Raw genomic sequence first — 19,134 nt, forward strand, 5'->3', positions numbered from 1 at the left:
TCATTGATGGTATTTTATATGTTCAAAAAATCTGTTTTATTTGCAACACTATTATCTGGCGTTATGGCATTTTCCACCAATGCAGATGATAAAATAATTCTGAAACATATCAGCGTCTCGTCAGTATCAGCATCACCGACAGTTCTGGAGGATGCCATTGCTGATATAGCCAGAAAATATAATGCTTCATCCTGGAAAGTCACATCGATGCGAATTGATAATAATTCAACCGCAACAGCAGTATTGTATAAATAAGGATGTTTACAATGGAGAAATACCTGCACATGTTAAGTCGGGGAGATAAAATTGGCCTGACATTGATTCGTCTGAGTATTGCGATTGTTTTTATGTGGATTGGGTTATTAAAGTTTGTCCCTTACGAGGCAGACAGCATTACACCATTCGTCGCAAACAGTCCACTAATGTCGTTCTTTTATGAACACCCGGAAGACTATAAACAGTATCTGACTCACGAAGGCGAATACAAACCAGAAGCAAGGGCATGGCAATCGGCCAATAATACCTATGGTTTTTCCAACGGTCTTGGCGTCGTGGAGGTGATTATTGCTCTGCTGGTTTTGGCTAATCCTGTCAATCGCTGGTTAGGTTTATTGGGAGGGCTGATGGCATTTACCACACCGTTGGTAACACTCTCATTTTTAATCACCACCCCGGAGGCATGGGTACCCGCATTGGGTGACGCTCATCATGGTTTCCCTTATTTATCCGGTGCTGGTCGCCTGGTATTGAAAGATACTCTGATGCTGGCAGGTGCTGTCATGATAATGGCAGATTCGGCGCGGGAAATTCTTAAACAACGCAGTAATGAATCCAGTTCAACGTTAAAAACTGAATATTGATAATCCGAACACTGTCTGTTGTTCACTTTTTCAGGCGTCAGGCCCCCTTTCTGATGATGAAGCCTGACGCCATATTACCGGAGATATGACAGAGTGAAGATCAATATCACTCCCCTGTTAAAAGATTCTTGTCGTCTTAGGTAAAATACATGATTAATATCAATCATGTATTTTTACAGCAAGACAACCACGAACAAATTCAGGATTAAAATGTTTTACCGACTCCCCAACATAACCCAAATCAAGCGAACTAATTTGTGCCATTTCTTTCTCTGTCAGTGAGAAATCCCAGATAGCAAAATTTTCTTCGATACGCTGTTGATGTGTCGATTTCGGAATAACGACCACTCCCCGTTGAATATTCCAACGCAGAATGACTTGAGAAATCGATTTTTGATGGGCATCTGCAATACTCTGAAGCAGATTATTTTCAAAGGGTTTATGTCGTCCACCACCTAACGGAGCCCATGCTTCAGGCTGCACGTTATAATACTTCATGGTTGCCAGCGCCTCTGGTTGGGCAAAATAGGGATGCAACTCGACCTGGTTGACCATCGGTTTAACTCTTACCGTTTCACAAAAGTTCGCCAGAACATGAGGATAGAAATTGGAAACCCCAATTGCTTTTAATTTGCCCTCTTCATAGGCATCTTCGAGTGCACGCCACGCACTGAAATAATCGCGCATAGCCTGATGCAATAAATAGAGGTCGAAGTATTCTAGTCCCGATTTTTTTAATGATGCTTCAATACCTGCTGCTGCCGTATCCTGATTCAACATATCCTGCACCCACAATTTAGACGTTATAAATAACTCATCTCGGGTACATAAACCTTCAGATATAGCTTCACGAACGGCTTCACCGACGGCATCTTCATTACCGTATACCGCTGCAGTGTCGATGAGTCGATAACCCGTGCGGATAGCGTTCAACACTGACTGTTTGCACACGTTTTTATCGGTAACCTGAAAAACACCAAATCCCATCATCGGCATTTTCAGATTGTTACTTAATACGGAAAATTCCACTGTCAGTCCCTCCATTAGGCATGAACAATGAGTCTACGTTAAAACGTAACCTCAAATTAGTACGTGGATTTTGATATCACTTATGCAAAAAATTCATTAATAATGCAGGACTGAAACCTCTCTATTTTCGGGGACAACGAAGCAGACGCTACCAGTGCTTTTGCCTTCGCCCTTGCTGTTTTTGATACACTTAGGGCCCAGGGCATAACGAAAATGTGCGATATGACAAAGAATTAACGGAGAATGTGATGATCAGGCAGAAGATTCTACAGCAGCTCCTGGAGTGGATTGAGTGCAATCTTGAGCACCCTATTTCAATCGAAGATATCGCACAGAAATCTGGCTACAGCAGACGCAACATCCAGCTTCTGTTCCGAAATTTCATGCATGTGCCTTTGGGAGAATACATTCGCAAACGAAGGCTTTGCCGTGCCGCCATTCTTGTCCGGCTCACCGCGAAATCTATGCTTGATATTGCACTCTCTTTGCATTTTGATTCACAGCAGTCATTCAGCCGCGAATTTAAAAAGTTATTCGGCTGCTCTCCCCGTGAATACCGCCACCGTGATTATTGGGATCTCGCAAATATCTTCCCTTCTTTTTTAATACGTCAACAGCAAAAGACGGAGTGTAGATTAGTCAATTTTCCTGAGACACCTATTTTTGGCAACTCATTTAAATATGACATTGAAGTGTCGAATAAATCACCGGATGAAGAAGTCAAACTGCGACGTCATCATTTAGCCAGATGTATGAATAATTTTAAGACGGATATCTATTTCGTCTCCACGTTTGAACCGTCAACAAAATCGGTCGATTTGCTCACGGTTGAAACTTTTGCCGGTACGGTATGCAAACAAACCGATTCAGAGATGCCGAAAGAGTGGACAATTAACCGAGGACTGTATGCCTCTTTCCGCTATGAAGGTGAGTGGGAGCACTACTCTGAATGGGCGCGAAACCTCTATCTGATGGAATTACCCGCCAGGGGGTTAGCCAGAGTGAACGGCAGTGATATTGAGCGGTTTTATTACAATGAAGATTTCGTAGAAAAGGATAGCAATGATGTTGTTTGCGAAATTTTTATCCCCGTTCGTCCGGTTTAGCTGTCGCTATATCTAAATGAATTTATAACGAGACTACTGTCAGGAAATTCAATAAATAATGGCGTTGAAGATGTCAACGCCATTATTGTTTATTAGAATGTTACTTTCATATTCTTAAAATTATTTCATCGCCTCCTCGTCCTTTGCCGTATCGGCATCCACCGCGGTAATGGTCACCGTCACTGGCTTCATTTCGTACCCGCCATAGGTCAGGGCGTTAAATGTGAACGTATAGACACCAGGCTTGCTGGTACTAAATTTACGCGTGATTTTTCCGCTCACGAAATGGTCATTTTTCGACGGCAGGAACTGATAATCCTTCTCCGTCACCCCTTCCGGCGTCTGAATGTCGACCCACATATTCCCGCCAACGGGGTTGTTTGCCGACATCAGTGTCACCTCCAGCTTCGCAGTCGATTTCCCATCCGCCACCAGAGATTGCATATCAGATGATGCGGTGAGTACCGCGTTTTTATCATCCGCAACGAATTTAGATTCGGCAGTTTTCGTTGATACCTGACCGTTGGTCTGACTCACTTGCGCCTTGAGTGTGTATGTCGCCGCAACAGTAGTGGTAGCGGTGAAAATAGCCTGCCCTTGCTCATTCGTTGTCGCAGTGCCATTCGGTTCCAGGTTTAACGAAGCCGGGCTGGCAGTCAGCGTCACGTCGCTATCTTTCACCAAATTGTTATTGGCATCAGTCACCGTAACTTTATACGTTTGTTTGGCTTTGCCGTCCGCCAGCGCATAGTTGCCAATCACCTCAATACCGGAGACGGTTGCGGTAGCCTTATCGGCTACAAACGTTATAGTCTGCGTATCCGAAGGCTGGCTATTCCCCGCCGATGCCGTGATCTCATACGTTCCGGCAGTCACTGAAACCACCTGCAACTCTGCTTTCCCCTCATCGTTGGCTTTCACCCAGACATTATCGCCTGTAAGCGGCTTGACACCCCGGGGCAGATTAAAGGTCACCAGGCTCCCTGGAACAGGGTTACCATTTTTATCCTCAACGGTCGCCGTCAGCGTAAAGGCATCTTTGCCGTTTGCTACTTTTGGCGCGGCGCTATCAACCTCCAGACTCGCCTGACCGGTACTGAAATCCGCCTTGAATTTCACCGTAACCGTCTTCTGAGCATTATTCACTGAGGCCGTGATGCTGTGTTCCCCGGCAACCGTTGACATCAGCTCAATGTCGGCTTTACCTGCCGCATCGGTTGTTACCGTATTCCCCGTCTTGCTGGTCACACCTTTCGGCAGAGTCAGCGTCACATTTTGTCCCTGCAACGGGTTACCATAGGTGTCCACAACGGTCAGGGTTACCTGGTTAGTCGATTGTCCATTAGCCAGCTGGTTATCAACCTTCACCGTCATATCACGAATCTCAGCCTTAGATGCGTCACCAGCAACATTCAGCACCAGTGGCTGAGCAACGGCATTTTGGCCGTTCACTCGCGGCATCACAGACAACTGGCCCGCGGCAGATCCCAGAGTCAAGGTCGCCACGTAGACCCCATTACTTGTTTCTGTCCAGTCTCCTGTTGAAGGTCGCTCTGTCCCCGTGCTGGCGGCACCACTAAACTGCGGTGCATCTGGCTTCAGCCCGGTGACAAGGTTCCCGTACGCATCCTTCACGGTGAAGGTGAGTTTCGTCGTCGTTTTGACGGTCGGAGCCTTATTGTCAGCAACAAGCGTAGAGTTCGCTGATGACATCTCCCCCGCAATGACAGTCAACTGCGCGGCTTCGGTGGCTGCTGGCTGGCCGTTGAATAGCGGCATGACGAGAAGCTCACCCGTCTTTCCACCTGTTGTCAGCGTAGCGACATAGGAACCATCACCTTTTTCGGTCCAACCAGAAACAGTCGCCCCTTCAGACGCAGCACCCGTCAGGCTTGCCGACAGGGAAAGACCACTGATAGCGTTGCCATGTGCATCTTTTGCAATAAGCGTCACGGTTGTGCTTTCGCCTGCTTTTACGCGATCTGCGGCTACAGACACTGTCGACTGGCCTGAAGATAACGCATCAGCCACCACGGTTACTTTAGCCGCATTCGCTGCCGCATCCTGTCCATTTAGCTTCGGCATAACCTCTAATTCACCCGCCGTAGTGCCGAGAGAAATCTGCGCAGTCCAGGTCCCGTCGCCATTATCCGTCCAGCCTGATGCCGTAGAACCTACAGCAGCTGCGCCCGATAATGACGGTGCATCCGGATTGAGACCAGTTACAGGGTTGTCATTAGCATCTTTTGCCGTCCAGATTGCCGTAACTGTACCGCCAACCACCGGTTTATCAGGATTCAGGGTGATGGACGAATGTGCTGCATCAAGCGGCCCGGCAACAAACTTCAGCGTTTGTTGTAATGTGCCCAGCTGATACTGCTCGCTGAAAGCACGCACAACAACGTTTCCGGCACGGGTCGAAGAAACCGTGGCGCTGTAAACGCCTGGTTTTATTTCCGAAATGGCACCAACGGTTACACCATTAGTGTCTTGCGGAACAAATCGCAAGCGGCTGGCTTCTCCCGTCACCGGATTACCCTCGGAGTCCACCGCAGTCAACGTCAACGTATAGGCTTGCTGACCATCAGCAACCACGTCACCTGACGGCTCGTTAGCGCTCAGGGTGGAGTTTGCCACATCCATCATCGTGGCCCGCAGTTCTGCAGTGACGGTTTTGCTCATGCCATCAACGCTAACAGTAATCGTTGCCTCACCTGACTGCGTTCCGGTAGTAAAGACAGACTGATACACCCCGGCTTCAGTTTCGGTGAACTCACCCAGTGTTGGCTTTGCCTGTGATTTAGTGGCCTTCAGGGTACGAGTCACAATATTTCCAGCCGGTTTGAAAGTTAGTTCAGTCTTGATCTGATCTTTCATGCCCGTGACTGGCTGGCCCTCGGCGTCGCGCAGAGACAGCACCAGCGGTTTTTGCTCATTACCGTTAGCAAGCATTTGAATACGGCTCTGACCGTCAAGCGTTAACGCCGTGCGATCGGCGCTCATACCAGCTCCGGTAATGACCACCTCTGTCTGCACGCGTTTTGAGGTATTGCCTTTGTTATCGTAGGCAACCGCAGAAATCGCATAATAATTGTCTTTGCCTGGACGATAAGCCGGGAGCGTTACTTGCCACTGACTACCCTGACCGGTAATTTTGCCACCTTCAGCCAGTAATGACGGCGCTTCCCACTGCACATTTTTCAGTCCGTGAGTTGCTTTGCTGACCACAAGCCCGAGGGAAAGTGTCTGACCGCCCTTGCCTTCAATACGCTCAGGCAGAGCAATACGGATCACTTCAGATTTGCGGTACTCAAGAACGATGTTGTTATTACGCTCAACCAGGTCATAGCGGCTGCCTGCCAGCATGCGACGCTCGCGAATGCTGTCTGTATCGAGTTGTTTCTCCAGAGGTTCGCCAATCCGGTAGTTAACTTCCAGGCCAAAGCGAGTGTCATTCTCACCGCTCTTGCCCTGCTTATGCCCGGCGCTCAGTGTCAGAAGAGGCACTGGCGTATAGGTCACCTCGGCAGAAATAGCATGCGGGTCTTTCTGGCGCTTATCTTTACCAAACAGCCCGACTTCATCGCCATAATACTGTTCATACATCAGGCTTGCGCCAAGCTGCGGCCAGGCAGGTAAATAGCCCTCTGCGCGGATATCCCAACCATTCGCCGGGCGTTCCTGATAATCCTCAATATCCGGCGATTTTTTCCAGCCAGAAGCCCGAATATAACCATTGGCGCTCAGTTTCAGATAATCGCGCCAGTATTCCGCACCAACACCAATGCGGGTATGACTACGGGATAAATCATGATCGATAAAAGTATTCACCCCCGCCATCCAGTCATTTCCTGAAAAATGACGCCAGCCAAAACCAATATTTGACTGAGTACGATCGTCTGTACGATGTATTGCCCCCTGAGTGAACAACATATTTGTCGGCGTATCATAAATCGGATAAAGCATTTCCAGCGAAGAATCCTTCAGCGAGAAATCTTTATCGACATTCAGTTTGACGCGCGCTGTACCATATTTCCCGAGCCACTCCTGTATTTCCTGGCTAGCTTTAGCGGTGGCCATTCCGGTAATAAAATTACGTGTCGCATCGCTATCTGGCTGACTGCTTAAAAATGTCCCGGCATTTGCGGCAAACGACGCGACATTTTTCTCCACATTATTATCAGCAGTTACCGTGGTATTTTCCATGCTCAACCGTGGCTGGACCGCATGCTGCGCATGTGCCGCCATTACTGGGGTAAAGGTGACAGCGAGTGGAAAAAGAACCTGAACAGAGATATTTGCCCACGCCACGCAGCGGGCCAGAACTGAATAACGAAATAGTGGTTGTTTATGACCTGTTTTATAACGTGACATTGAGATAATTTCCTGATGAACGAATTAACGAACATAGGCAGACACAAATAATGGCGTCTGCTTGTCAGAAAAACCGGAGATTTCCCGGTTTCCTTTTCCGCAGAAAAGGAAATACCTTTATGTAAGAAAGTACACCGCCACCTAATATATCCAGTGCCTGTAGCCACTCATCAGGTGGTTGGGCGCGGGATTATATTTTTATTTATGGGTAAAAATTTAGCTTTTTGTGCAAGTCATTAAATAGATACCTAAGTTATATTTCTTACTCTGCGGACAGTGAATAATTCATTATTCAGAGTGAATAATAATGACCTGTCTTTAATTTACCACGATTGGCAATACATCGAAGTAGGTATATACGCCAGGATAAACCAATATATTTTTTATGGATATTCATTTTCATTCATCAGACTGTAAATTGCGGAGATATCGAACTTGCACTACCCATCGCAACACTCAAACAGATTTATGAATTTCGTTCATAACCCCTGACAAATCCTGCCGTCTAATCGAGCTTTTCCCTTTACGTTATGCTTCTCATGAACGATAACACAACTTGTTCATGAATTAACCATTCCGGATAAACTATGGGATCAAATTCAGGCATCGAAAGGAACTGACTGGTTTCCGTTAATGAATTAAATATCTATTACTCTCCCGAGAGTAAAACTATCAAACCAATGAGTAACCGATACAGCCTCGCAAATTCTTTCAGATAATTAACCCGTCACTGCGGCACGTTCTCTCGTAAGGCGTGCCTGCAGTGTAATCCAGTATGTATCTGGCATAGTTGACGGTTTAATAGAACTCAATTCCTCGCCCAGGTTACCAACAACGATATCTTGTATAACACCCCAGGAGATACGACATTATGATGAGATGCGATATACTCCTCAGCACCAATCAACGCCCGGACTGGGCCAGTCTTGAGATCAGACTCATTCCCGGAACTGACTTCAGGCGACATATATCAATGACGTTGGTGCAATAAAAGATAGCCGATGTAATACATCTATTCAAATTTGTGATACATGTCAAAAAATTGGTTGACCAAACTCGTTATTTATATAAGGGCACTTACGAAGTGCGCTCTTTTTTAAAGCGAGGAAGTACCAATGAAAGAGAATAAAGTACAACAAATCAGTCATAAACTGATTAATATCGTTGTTTTTGTCGCAATTGTAGAATACGCCTATTTATTTCTCCATTTCTATTAATAACGGCAATAAACTGTTCACTTCAGTGATATTTAAAATATGCATCCTCTCCCTTTTTGTAAGTAATTATTATATCCGTGGGAGAGGAATACACGCTGTCAGGTAATCAATCATACTGCGATAAATCATCGGCCAGTAAAGTGGAGATAACCTCCATTGTCGAAAAATCCATACTCTCAGCAAAACCATCATCAATCACTCATCCAGGCGTTTATGGGAGCGTCACCAATGGCTGCTAACAATGCCAGAGTTCCCCGTTGCGAAAATTCCACATCCACAAAGAGTCACAGGGATTGGGTGTTGAAATGATCCGGATGAGCATGTATCTTTATGGTTATGTTATAACATAACAGGTAAAATGATGAAGCCCAATATCCATCCTGAGTATCGTACTGTGGTGTTCCACGACACCAGTGTTGATGAGTACTTTAAAATCGGCTCGACTATCAAAACAGACCGTGAGATTGAGCTGGATGGCGTAACGTATCCATACGTGACAATTGATGTCTCTTCTAAATCGCACCCGTTCTATACAGGGAAGCTGAGAACAGTGGCATCAGAAGGAAATGTTGCACGATTCACCCAACGTTTTGGTCGTTTTGTTAGCACGAAAAAGGGGTCGTGATGAAAGTTCTTAACTCTCTGCGTACCGCAAAAGAACGCCATCCAGACTGTCAGATTGTGAAGCGAAAAGGACGGCTATATGTGATTTGTAAATCTAATCCACGTTTTAAGGCCGTTCAGGGTCGTAAGAAAAAACGTTGATTCAAAATTCGACGGATTAACGATATTTGTCTGATTAATAATCAGATCGGATTAATGTTGGTGTGTTTATAACACCAACATTAATTTTCCTGGGGATATATTCCTCCTGTTCATTTGAGGCCAACTGCCTGACGTTTCTCTCCGAATATTCCATTATCTTAATGTTGACTTGTTGACCAGCTTCGCCCCTGTATGCTGGCATCAACTCTCTTTTAGACTGAACACGCCACTCAGTCTCCTCCCTTTGCGGCGCAGCCTGCATTTTCACTCAAACTGTTAAGATGATAAATGTGGTAAATCTGTTGGTACTAACATAAAAACGTTTACGCCACAGGAACAGTCTGATCCACCGGTAACCCCGTCGCCGACGTTCGAGTGCCAGTTAGAGTAACGCGCACAGATAACTGCACTCAGTGCCCTGACAAAGAGGCCATCGTTCCTGTGACAGCTGGCAGCCTTCGTTTAACTTCACTTAATCTGGCTCTTGGGGGCTTACCGAACAGATGACGTACATACGCCCGTTCAATTTTCCATCACTTATTGTAATGAACACCTATAACCATTTTGTGCGGCATGTTAATCCATTAAAATTTCTTACTGATTGGCAAATCATCTTCAATGACAGCTCATTATAGTTTTATATTCTATCCCTTACCCTTAAAACTTGTTTTTTTACTAGTCCATCACACAGCGCATTAAGACTATTCCTAACACTTCAGGGCAAAGTTCCTGACCAATATAAAATGCAAGTAAGAATTGAACGTTATATTGCCAATAACCTTATGAAACCAAATGTCTTTTTCTTCTTATCAAAAAAGCAATATTTTCAGTTTTTCTAAATATTGACTTAACCATTGAATTCCTTTTCCGTTCACATATTGACACTCATCGGGAAAAAAACATAAATTTAAGCCCAATCGAAAATAATTAAACTTAATCTCGTTTAACCTTTATTGATATGTGCTACGTATCTTATTTACTTCCGGTTTACTAAGGAAACTGAATGCACCTGTAAAAATTACAGGTTTGGAAAGTAGTGACATGGCAAAGTGATTACAGCAGGGACTATGAGGTTAAAAACCATATGGAATGTCAAAACCGTTCTGATAAATACATCTGGTCTCCCCATGACGCCTACTTCTATAAAGGACTATCTGAACTGATTGTGGATATCGACAGATTAATTTATCTATCGTTGGAGAAAATTAGAAAAGATTTCGTGTTTATCAATCTCAATACGGATTCTTTATCTGAATTTATAAACCGTGATAATGAATGGTTATCCGCGGTAAAGGGGAAACAGGTCGTATTGATTGCGGCCAGAAAGTCAGAAGCCTTAGCAAATTATTGGTATTACAATAGCAATATTAGGGGCGTGGTATACGCTGGACTGAGTCGTGATATTAGAAAAGAACTGGCCTATGTGATTAATGGCAGGTTCCTGAGAAAAGATATTAAGAAAGATAAAATCACGGACCGGGAAATGGAAATTATCCGCATGACGGCCCAGGGAATGCAACCTAAATCGATTGCCAGAATTGAAAATTGTAGTGTGAAGACAGTGTATACCCATCGGCGTAATGCTGAGGCCAAGCTGTACTCAAAAATATATAAGTTGGTTCAGTAAACTCCAGGCAAGTTAGTTTTAAAAAATGACTCACTGGGACATCACGTCCTCAATTCAACTCGGGAAGAAATGCAATGAAAAAAAAGGTTCTGGCAATAGCTCTGGTAACGGTGTTTACCGGCATGGGTGTGGCGCAGGCTGCTGACGTAACAGCTCAGGCTGTAGCGACCTGGTCGGCAACAGCCAAAAAAGACACCACCAGTAAGCTGGTTGTGACGCCACTCGGTAGCCTGGCGTTCCAGTATGCCGAAGGCATTAAAGGTTTTAACTCACAGAAAGGTCTATTTGACGTGGCTATCGAGGGTGACTCAACGGCTACCGCCTTTAAACTGACCTCACGTCTTATCACCAACACATTAACCCAGTTGGATACCTCAGGTTCCACACTGAATGTGGGCGTGGATTATAACGGCGCGGCAGTCGAAAAAACTGGCGATACCGTGATGATCGATACCGCCAACGGCGTACTGGGCGGCAACCTTAGCCCGCTGGCTAACGGTTACAATGCCAGCAATCGTACCACCGCACAGGATGGTTTCACCTTCACCATCATCAGCGGTACCACCAATGGTACCACCGCAGTAACCGATTACAGCACTCTACCGGAAGGCATCTGGAGCGGCGACGTTAGCGTACAGTTCGACGCGACCTGGACCAGTTAATCTCTCTGATGTACCAGCAGGGGTAGCCCCCCTGCTTTATTCCTGGACGGAATTGTTATGAAAAAGCACCTTCTGCCTCTCGCTCTGCTGTTTTCCGGAATATCTCCGGCCCAGGCGCTGGATGTCGGCGATATATCATCGTTTATGAACAGTGACAGCAGCACGCTGAGCAAAACGATCAAAAACAGTACCGACAGTGGTCGCCTTATCAATATCCGTCTCGAACGGCTCTCTTCACCGCTTGACGACGGGCAGGTTATCGCAATGGACAAGCCGGATGAGTTGCTACTCACTCCCGCCAGCTTGCTGCTACCCGCCCAAGCCAGCGAAGTGATCCGCTTCTTCTATAAGGGACCCGCAGATGAAAAAGAGCGCTACTACCGCATTGTCTGGTTTGATCAGGCCCTCAGTGATGCGCAGCGCGATAATGCCAACCGCAGCGCTGTGGCCACTGCTTCCGCCCGCATCGGCACCATTCTGGTCGTCGCCCCCCGCCAGGCGAACTACCACTTTCAGTACGCCAACGGCTCCCTGACAAATACAGGAAATGCGACGCTGCGGATCCTCGCCTACGGACCTTGCCTGAAAGCCGCCAACGGTAAGGAGTGTAAAGAGAATTACTACCTGATGCCGGGCAAGTCGCGTCGTTTTACCCGCGTGGACACTGCGGATAACAAAGGACGGGTTGCACTTTGGCAGGGTGATAAGTTCATTCCCGTGAAATAGATAGCTGTGCAGATGGATAACGACAATGCCTTTACGACGGTTCTCCCCAGGACTGAAAGCCCAGTTTGCCTTCGGCATGGTCTTTTTGTTCGTTCAACCCGATGCCAGCGCTGCTGACATAAGTGCGCAGCAAATAGGTGGGGTGATTATTCCGCAGGCCTTCAGTCAGGCGCTTCAGGACGGCATGAGCGTCCCGCTCTATATTCATCTCGCCGGTAGCCAGGGTCGCCAGGACGATCAGCGAATCGGCAGTGCTTTTATCTGGCTGGATGATGGACAGCTACGCATCCGGAAAATACAGCTGGAAGAGAGTGAAGATAACGCCAGTGTCAGCGAACAAACTCGACAGCAGCTGATGGCTCTGGCGAACGCCCCGTTCAATGAGGCCCTTACCATCCCCCTGACTGACAACGCGCAGCTGGATCTCAGCTTGCGCCAACTGCTGCTGCAGCTGGTGGTCAAGCGCGAAGCGCTGGGCACCGTACTACGTTCACGTAGCGAAGACATCGGGCAGTCCAGTGTTAACACCCTCAGCAGTAATCTGAGCTATAACTTCGGCGTCTATAACAACCAGTTGCGTAACGGCGGGAGCAACACATCCAGCTATCTGTCGCTGAATAACGTTACTGCGCTGCGCGAACATCATGTGGTGCTCGACGGCTCGCTGTACGGGATCGGTAGCGGTCAACAGGACAGTGAATTATATAAAGCGATGTATGAACGCGATTTTGCCGGTCACCGATTTGCCGGTGGAATGCTCGACACCTGGAACTTGCAGTCCTTAGGGCCGATGACCGCCATTTCAGCAGGGAAGATTTACGGCCTTTCCTGGGGAAACCAGGCCAGCTCCACCATCTTCGACAGCAGCCAGTCAGCCACGCCAGTGATCGCCTTTTTACCGGCGGCGGGCGAAGTACATCTCACCCGTGATGGGCGGCTACTAAGCGTTCAGAACTTCACTATGGGCAATCATGAAGTGGATACCCGGGGTCTACCGTACGGGATTTACGATGTGGAAGTTGAGGTGATCGTTAACGGTCGCGTGATCAGCAAACGCACCCAGCGGGTCAATAAGCTGTTTAGCCGGGGGCGCGGCGTCGGTGCACCACTGGCGTGGCAGGTATGGGGCGGTAGCTTTCATATGGATCGCTGGTCGGAAAACGGGAAAAAGACGCGACCAGCTAAAGAGAGTTGGCTAGCAGGTGCCTCGACCTCCGGCTCATTGAGTACGCTTAGCTGGGCGGCAACGGGATATGGATACGATAATCAGGCGGTGGGTGAAACCCGTCTGACGCTGCCGCTTGGGGGGGCGATCAACGTTAACCTGCAAAATATGCTGGCCAGTGACAGCTCATGGAGCAGCATCGGCAGCATCAGCGCCACTCTACCGGGAGGCTTTAGTTCGCTGTGGGTTAATCAGGAAAAAACCCGCATTGGCAATCAATTGCGACGTAGCGATGCCGATAACCGTGCAATCGGCGGCACACTCAACCTGAACTCACTGTGGTCGAAGCTGGGCACATTCAGCATCAGCTACAATGATGACCGCCGTTACAACAGCCATTATTACACGGCAGATTACTATCAAAATGTCTACAGCGGTACCTTTGGTTCGCTTGGCCTGCGGGCCGGTATTCAGCGCTATAACAACGGCGACAGCAACGCCAATACAGGGAAATATATCGCTCTCGATCTCTCGCTACCACTGGGCAACTGGTTTAGCGCAGGGATGACCCATCAAAACGGCTACACCATGGCAAACCTGTCAGCACGCAAACAGTTTGATGAAGGAACCATTCGCACTGTTGGTGCCAATCTGTCACGTGCCATCTCCGGCGATACCGGTGATGACAAAACCCTCAGCGGTGGGGCGTATGCACAGTTCGACGCTCGTTACGCCAGCGGAACGCTGAACGTCAATAGCGCGGCGGACGGCTACATCAATACCAACTTGACCGCCAATGGCAGCGTCGGCTGGCAGGGTAAAAACATCGCTGCCAGCGGGCGGACTGATGGCAACGCTGGGGTGATATTCAACACCGGGCTGGAGGACGACGGTCAGATCAGCGCCAAAATCAACGGGCGGATTTTCCCGCTTAACGGCAAGCGTAACTATCTCCCGCTCTCTCCCTATGGAAGATATGAGGTGGAGTTACAGAACAGCAAAAACTCACTCGACAGCTACGATATCGTCAGCGGCCGCAAAAGCCATCTGACTCTCTATCCAGGCAATGTCGCTGTCATTGAGCCAGAGGTGAAGCAGATGGTTACCGTCTCCGGCCGTATCCGTGCGGAAGACGGCACACTGCTGGCTAACGCACGGATTAACAACCATATCGGCCGAACCCGAACCGATGAAAACGGCGAGTTTGTCATGGATGTGGACAAGAAATACCCCACTATCGATTTTCGCTACAGTGGCAATAAAACCTGCGAAGTGGCTCTGGAACTCAACCAGGCGCGCGGTGCCGTCTGGGTCGGTGATGTGGTCTGCAGCGGCCTCTCATCGTGGGCGGCGGTGACGCAGACAGGAGAAGAGAATGAGAGTTAACCTACTAATAACGATGATAATTTTCGCGCTAATCTGGCCAGTAACTGAGCTCAGAGCGGCAGTGAGCAAAACAACCTGGGCGGATGCACCGGCACGCGAGTTTGTGTTTGTCGAAAACAACTCAGACGACAACTTTTTCGTCACTCCTGGCGGGGCGCTGGATCCGCGCCTGACCGGTGCCAACCGCTGGACCGGTTTAAAATACACTGGTTCAGGAACCATCTATCAGCAAAGCCTCGGCTACATTGATAACGGTTACAACACCGGCCTTTATACCAACTGGAAGTTTGATATGTGGCTGGAAAATTCACCAGTTTCATCTCCTTTAACTGGCTTGCGCTGCATCAACTGGTACGCTGGGTGTAATATGACCACCAGTCTTATCCTGCCGCAAACCACCGACGCCAGTGGATTTTATGGCGCGACGGTGACCAGCGGCGGCGCGAAGTGGATGCACGGCATGTTGTCAGACGCGTTTTACCAGTATCTGCAACAAATGCCCGTCGGCAGCAGCTTTACAATGACCATCAATGCCTGCCAGACCTCTGTGAACTATGACGCCAGCAGCGGCGCACGCTGTAAGGATCAGGCCTCCGGCAACTGGTATGTTCGCAACGTCACCCATACGAAAGCAGCAAATCTGCGGTTAATAAATACCCACTCGCTGGCGGAGGTATTTATCAACAGCGACGGAGTACCGACTCTGGGCGAAGGGAACGCCGACTGCCGGACACAGACCATCGGCAGCCTTTCAGGATTAAGTTGTAAGATGGTCAACTATACCCTGCAAACAAACGGACTCAGCAACACCTCAATCCATATATTCCCGGCGATCGCCAACTCGTCGTTAGCCTCGGCCGTCGGGGCGTACGATATGCAGTTCAGTCTGAATGGCAGTTCATGGAAACCGGTGAGCAATACCGCCTATTACTACACCTTCAACGAGATGAAGAGCGCAGACTCGATCTATGTTTTCTTCTCGAGCAACTTCTTTAAGCAGATGGTGAACCTCGGGATCAGCGATATCAACACCAAAGATCTATTCAACTTTCGCTTTCAGAACACCACATCACCGGAGTCTGGCTGGTATGAATTTTCTACCTCCAACACGCTGATTATCAAACCCCGTGATTTCAGCATCAGTATTATCTCCGATGAATATACTCAGACACCGTCGCGGGAGGGATATGTTGGCAGCGGCGAGTCGGCACTCGATTTCGGCTATATCGTAACCACCAGCGGTAAAACAGCTGCCGACGAAGTGCTGATCAAGGTGACCGGACCCGCGCAGGTGATTGGCGGGCGCTCCTATTGTGTCTTCAGCTCCGATGACGGTAAGGCGAAAGTACCGTTCCCGGCGACACTTTCCTTTATTACCCGCAACGGAGCTACAAAAACCTACGATGCCGGGTGCGATGATAGCTGGCGGGATATGACCGATGCGCTGTGGTTGACCACACCGTGGACTGATATCTCTGGCGAAGTGGGGCAGATGGATAAGACCACAGTCAAATTTTCGATTCCAATGGATAACGCCATTTCGCTGCGTACGGTAGATGATAACGGCTGGTTTGGCGAAGTCAGCGCTTCAGGAGAGATTCATGTTCAGGCGACGTGGCGTAACATTAACTAAGGCCCTGCTGACAGCGGTCTGTATGCTGGCGGCACCTTTGACACAGGCGATTTCGGTCGGCAATCTGACATTTTCGCTGCCGTCCGAGACTGACTTTGTCAGCAAACGTGTAGTGAATAACAACAAAAGCGCACGGATATACCGTATTGCCATCAGTGCTATTGATAGCCCGGGCAGCAGTGAATTGCGCACCCGACCGGTGGATGGTGAACTGCTTTTCGCCCCCCGCCAACTGGCGTTGCAGGCTGGTGAGAGCGAGTATTTTAAATTTTACTATCATGGTCCACGGGATAACCGCGAGCGCTACTACCGGGTCTCATTTCGCGAAGTCCCCACTCGTAACCAGACAAGACGTAGCCCAACCGGCGGCGAGGTCAGCACGGAGCCGGTGGTGGTGATGGATACCATCCTGGTAGTACGACCACGTCAGGTTCAGTTTAAATGGTCCTTCGACAAGGTGACAGGAACGGTAAGTAACACTGGCAACACATGGTTTAAGCTACTGATTAAGCCAGGATGTGATTCGACCGAAGAGGAAGGCGATGCCTGGTATCTACGTCCGGGAGACGTGGTTCATCAGCCTGAGTTACGTCAGCCGGGGAATCATTATCTGGTCTATAACGACAAATTCATTAAGATTAGCGATTCCTGTCCGGCTAAGCCCCCTTCGGCGGACTAAGACTTATCCATCGGTCGAGGGAAGAATTCCACCTCAGAGCCCCAAAAATCGTTTAAATGATGTGGAAGCGATCGTCAATATCACCTGTAACGATGGGCTTTCTCATATGCACACCATAGTGTTCAGGAGACACGGAAAGGTATCAGGCAGCCTGCTAACGAGTGGTTTAATCACGAATTAGTACGTAAAATCGGTAACGGCTGGAAATCATTCAATACTCACACTATCGAAAGTTCCCCAGCCAACCGCGGTACGTTCTTACATACGATGTACCGCTGTTCTCTTTACGATTTTTAGCTGTACTGGTGAATTATGAGCAATCTGAATCCATGCATGACGTGTGGTGCCTGTTGTGCATTTTTCCGCGTCTCTTTTTACTGGGCCGAAGCCGACGATGCTGGCGGTACTATTCCCGCCAGGCTCACTGAACAAATATCCCCTTTTCACCGATGCATGAGCGGTACCAATCAGAAAAACCCCCGATGTATTGCCCTTGCAGGAAACCCGGGCAAAAATGCCTGCTGCACGATATATAAAAATCGATCGTCCACATGCAGAGAATTCGCCATGTCTGGTGAGAACGGAGTCGTCAATGAGGCTTGCAATCGTGCAAGGGCTAAATACGGGCTGACACCGTTATAAACATACAATAATTAATTGCACTGCCCCGCCAGCGATAATAGCGGGGCTTCGTTTTTCAGGGGTAACAAAACCCGATACTTCTTCTATTTGCCAGCAACAATGCCTCTCTTCTGTAGCGTTCTTCGGATCTACATCATCCTGAAGTAGCGCGATATACTCACTGACTATCTGCATCAGAATATAAAAAGCAATGTTTTTAACCTATAAAAATGGCGCTGTATTTGCGCCATTTTTATCATTCAATGCATTATCTGTTTGAGCCTAAAGGGATCTCAGGGTCTGGCTCATGAGTAATTCTGTTTCGTAAATCTCTGCGAATAATTTCAATAGACCAGAACCAGACTAAATGTCCAAAAATTTCAGAAACATTCTCATACCACGGGAGATCAAACAGAGGTGGCGTCAGTCCCATGAGAGGGAATGAAATCATATGAACAAAAAGTTGGGCTAAAGCACCTGCCAGTAAGCCCTGCCAGAGTTTAATTTTTGGAAATACTTCAGCGACCACACAATAACCGACAGCAAACACTATCGAAAAGATAATGTGCGTAACACCAACCCAGTTAAAGACATGCCCGGCAAAGGTATAAACAGCCGCATTGGGATCTGTCAGCCCCAACCAGTCTCGAAGAAAAATATACGGTGGATTGAGAAAATTACGCGAGCAATCAATTTGGCCTGCAGCCCTGATTAATGATTCCGGGCCACACGCTGCATTAAACATATCCACCGGGCTACGTGGCGGCAATGGAACTTCAGCCCCACTTCACGAATGCGGAAACAACGCCAGCAATCAGCCCAATGAATGCAGCAAGACCATAACGTCTGCGGTTCGGTGGAGTTTGTTCAAATATATTCATATCTACCCTGCTTGTACCATTATGTTATACACCTCTTCAGGAGTATTCATAAAACAAGGTAAATGTAAAGAACTGTATTGTTTTGTATAACAAGATGGTTTCCTAATCGCCAATGAATATAAGCTCCATCATTTCTCCCTATTTTTATATTAGAAGTGACAGAGATTTGCAGGGTGATGCAGAGCTGAAAATCACAGGTTTCCTTATTGGTTTTTGCATCGTACAACTAAAGCAATAAACCAGCTCCCATCATCATCAACATCCCGGCGAACATGAATTTATTAGCCGGGCTCATAGCTGCATTCGCGTTTTAAGAATAATCCTCCTGCTGTCGCCGACTATGCTTAACATTTAAAAAAGCATCAGCACTCTCGCAACGCACTCTTATTTTCCCCTTTAGAAT

General features: G+C 47.8%; 16 protein-coding genes and 2 pseudogenes. 14 read left to right on the forward strand and 4 right to left on the reverse strand.

Annotation, left to right across the window (positions count from 1 at the left end; genetic code table 11):
- Nucleotides 1-18 precede the first annotated feature (18 nt).
- Together rclB and rclC are read left to right on the forward strand one after the other, a co-directional pair.
- On the forward strand, nucleotides 19-255 hold the full coding sequence (gene rclB / locus HGD79_RS10360; RefSeq protein ID WP_000474077.1) for a reactive chlorine resistance periplasmic protein RclB: 237 nt from the start codon (nucleotides 19-21) through the stop codon (nucleotides 253-255).
- An 11-nt stretch (nucleotides 256-266) separates the two neighbouring features.
- Nucleotides 267-860: a reactive chlorine species resistance protein RclC gene (gene rclC, locus HGD79_RS10365; RefSeq protein ID WP_001296896.1), complete on the forward strand. Its 594-nt coding sequence runs from the start codon at nucleotides 267-269 to the stop codon at nucleotides 858-860.
- A gap of 159 nt (nucleotides 861-1,019) precedes the next feature.
- Here rclC and HGD79_RS10370 read toward each other — a convergent pair whose 3' ends face one another.
- The gene (locus tag HGD79_RS10370; RefSeq protein WP_001299025.1) at nucleotides 1,020-1,889 is read right to left on the reverse strand and encodes an aldo/keto reductase; all 870 of its coding nucleotides are present in this window, start codon (nucleotides 1,887-1,889) and stop codon (nucleotides 1,020-1,022) included.
- Between the two features lie 248 nt (nucleotides 1,890-2,137).
- Here HGD79_RS10370 and HGD79_RS10375 point away from each other — a divergent pair, with 248 nt between their 5' ends.
- Nucleotides 2,138-2,995, forward strand: coding sequence for a helix-turn-helix domain-containing protein (locus tag HGD79_RS10375; RefSeq protein WP_001358290.1), 858 nt, complete (start codon nucleotides 2,138-2,140; stop codon nucleotides 2,993-2,995).
- Between the two features lie 120 nt (nucleotides 2,996-3,115).
- On the opposite strand, the gene fdeC is transcribed toward HGD79_RS10375, so the two are convergent.
- A complete protein-coding gene (fdeC, locus tag HGD79_RS10380; RefSeq protein ID WP_139496352.1) occupies nucleotides 3,116-7,369 on the reverse strand; it encodes an inverse autotransporter adhesin FdeC in 4,254 nt (1,417 codons plus the stop codon).
- 552 nt (nucleotides 7,370-7,921) lie between these two features.
- On the opposite strand from fdeC, the pseudogene HGD79_RS26610 reads away from it, so the two are divergent.
- The 4 genes and pseudogenes from HGD79_RS26610 to ykgO all read left to right on the forward strand — a co-directional run.
- Nucleotides 7,922-8,011, forward strand: a pseudogene (locus HGD79_RS26610) (hypothetical protein); the annotation flags it as partial.
- Nucleotides 8,012-8,484: 473 nt separating this feature from the next.
- Nucleotides 8,485-8,586 carry a small membrane protein YkgR gene (ykgR, locus tag HGD79_RS10385; RefSeq protein ID WP_000662258.1) on the forward strand — a complete coding sequence of 34 codons (102 nt, stop codon included), beginning with the start codon at nucleotides 8,485-8,487 and terminating at the stop codon, nucleotides 8,584-8,586.
- Nucleotides 8,587-8,947: 361 nt separating this feature from the next.
- A complete protein-coding gene (locus HGD79_RS10390; protein ID WP_000803999.1) occupies nucleotides 8,948-9,211 on the forward strand; it encodes a type B 50S ribosomal protein L31 in 264 nt (87 codons plus the stop codon).
- A complete protein-coding gene (ykgO, locus tag HGD79_RS10395) occupies nucleotides 9,211-9,351 on the forward strand; it encodes a type B 50S ribosomal protein L36 (RefSeq protein WP_000866436.1) in 141 nt (46 codons plus the stop codon). The genes HGD79_RS10390 and ykgO overlap by 1 nt, the downstream gene beginning before the upstream one ends.
- A 34-nt stretch (nucleotides 9,352-9,385) precedes the next feature.
- On the opposite strand, the gene ykgL is transcribed toward ykgO, so the two are convergent.
- A complete protein-coding gene (gene ykgL / locus HGD79_RS10400) occupies nucleotides 9,386-9,613 on the reverse strand; it encodes a protein YkgL (protein WP_001147277.1) in 228 nt (75 codons plus the stop codon).
- Between the two features lie 822 nt (nucleotides 9,614-10,435).
- On the opposite strand from ykgL, the gene ecpR reads away from it, so the two are divergent.
- The 7 genes from ecpR to HGD79_RS10435 all read left to right on the forward strand — a co-directional run bounded on the left by ecpR (nucleotide 10,436) and on the right by HGD79_RS10435 (nucleotide 17,871).
- Complete coding sequence (gene ecpR / locus HGD79_RS10405; protein WP_001296902.1) at nucleotides 10,436-10,978, forward strand: ECP biosynthesis operon DNA-binding transcriptional regulator EcpR; 543 nt, start codon at nucleotides 10,436-10,438, stop codon at nucleotides 10,976-10,978.
- Between the two features lie 74 nt (nucleotides 10,979-11,052).
- Nucleotides 11,053-11,640 (forward strand): common pilus major fimbrillin subunit EcpA, encoded by a 588-nt coding sequence (ecpA, locus tag HGD79_RS10410; protein ID WP_000730974.1) that lies wholly within the window; start codon nucleotides 11,053-11,055, stop codon nucleotides 11,638-11,640.
- 57 nt (nucleotides 11,641-11,697) lie between these two features.
- Complete coding sequence (gene ecpB, locus HGD79_RS10415) at nucleotides 11,698-12,366, forward strand: fimbrial chaperone EcpB (protein WP_000716394.1); 669 nt, start codon at nucleotides 11,698-11,700, stop codon at nucleotides 12,364-12,366.
- 25 nt (nucleotides 12,367-12,391) lie between these two features.
- The gene (gene ecpC, locus HGD79_RS10420; protein WP_073840925.1) at nucleotides 12,392-14,917 is read left to right on the forward strand and encodes a fimbrial usher EcpC; all 2,526 of its coding nucleotides are present in this window, start codon (nucleotides 12,392-12,394) and stop codon (nucleotides 14,915-14,917) included.
- Nucleotides 14,907-16,550, forward strand: coding sequence for a fimbrial adhesin EcpD (gene ecpD / locus HGD79_RS10425; protein ID WP_001323478.1), 1,644 nt, complete (start codon nucleotides 14,907-14,909; stop codon nucleotides 16,548-16,550). Before ecpC ends, ecpD begins: the two co-directional genes overlap by 11 nt.
- Nucleotides 16,519-17,229, forward strand: a complete 711-nt coding sequence (gene ecpE, locus HGD79_RS10430) for a fimbrial chaperone EcpE (RefSeq protein WP_001305432.1) — start codon at nucleotides 16,519-16,521, stop codon at nucleotides 17,227-17,229. The genes ecpD and ecpE overlap by 32 nt, the downstream gene beginning before the upstream one ends.
- Before the next feature lie 312 nt (nucleotides 17,230-17,541).
- The gene (locus HGD79_RS10435; RefSeq protein WP_032144344.1) at nucleotides 17,542-17,871 is read left to right on the forward strand and encodes a YkgJ family cysteine cluster protein; all 330 of its coding nucleotides are present in this window, start codon (nucleotides 17,542-17,544) and stop codon (nucleotides 17,869-17,871) included.
- A 247-nt stretch (nucleotides 17,872-18,118) separates the two neighbouring features.
- On the opposite strand, the pseudogene HGD79_RS10440 reads toward HGD79_RS10435, so the two are convergent.
- Nucleotides 18,119-18,731 (reverse strand): annotated as a pseudogene (locus HGD79_RS10440) (YagU family protein).
- Nucleotides 18,732-19,134: the final 403 nt, after the last annotated feature.

This window comes from Escherichia sp. SCLE84 (assembly GCF_012584495.1).
Taxonomy (GTDB): domain Bacteria; phylum Pseudomonadota; class Gammaproteobacteria; order Enterobacterales; family Enterobacteriaceae; genus ECMA0423.

Coding starts and splice junctions, on each gene's coding strand:
- rclB (WP_000474077.1), top strand. CDS start 19: ATGTTCAAAAAATCTGTTTTATTTGCAACACTATTATCTGGCGTTATG.
- rclC (WP_001296896.1), top strand. CDS start 267: ATGGAGAAATACCTGCACATGTTAAGTCGGGGAGATAAAATTGGCCTG.
- HGD79_RS10375 (WP_001358290.1), top strand. CDS start 2,138: ATGATCAGGCAGAAGATTCTACAGCAGCTCCTGGAGTGGATTGAGTGC.
- fdeC (WP_139496352.1), bottom strand. CDS start 7,369: ATGTCACGTTATAAAACAGGTCATAAACAACCACTATTTCGTTATTCA.
- ykgR (WP_000662258.1), top strand. CDS start 8,485: ATGAAAGAGAATAAAGTACAACAAATCAGTCATAAACTGATTAATATC.
- HGD79_RS10390 (WP_000803999.1), top strand. CDS start 8,948: ATGAAGCCCAATATCCATCCTGAGTATCGTACTGTGGTGTTCCACGAC.
- ykgO (WP_000866436.1), top strand. CDS start 9,211: ATGAAAGTTCTTAACTCTCTGCGTACCGCAAAAGAACGCCATCCAGAC.
- ykgL (WP_001147277.1), bottom strand. CDS start 9,613: ATGCAGGCTGCGCCGCAAAGGGAGGAGACTGAGTGGCGTGTTCAGTCT.
- ecpR (WP_001296902.1), top strand. CDS start 10,436: ATGGAATGTCAAAACCGTTCTGATAAATACATCTGGTCTCCCCATGAC.
- ecpA (WP_000730974.1), top strand. CDS start 11,053: ATGAAAAAAAAGGTTCTGGCAATAGCTCTGGTAACGGTGTTTACCGGC.
- ecpB (WP_000716394.1), top strand. CDS start 11,698: ATGAAAAAGCACCTTCTGCCTCTCGCTCTGCTGTTTTCCGGAATATCT.
- ecpC (WP_073840925.1), top strand. CDS start 12,392: ATGCCTTTACGACGGTTCTCCCCAGGACTGAAAGCCCAGTTTGCCTTC.
- ecpD (WP_001323478.1), top strand. CDS start 14,907: ATGAGAGTTAACCTACTAATAACGATGATAATTTTCGCGCTAATCTGG.
- ecpE (WP_001305432.1), top strand. CDS start 16,519: ATGTTCAGGCGACGTGGCGTAACATTAACTAAGGCCCTGCTGACAGCG.
- HGD79_RS10435 (WP_032144344.1), top strand. CDS start 17,542: ATGAGCAATCTGAATCCATGCATGACGTGTGGTGCCTGTTGTGCATTT.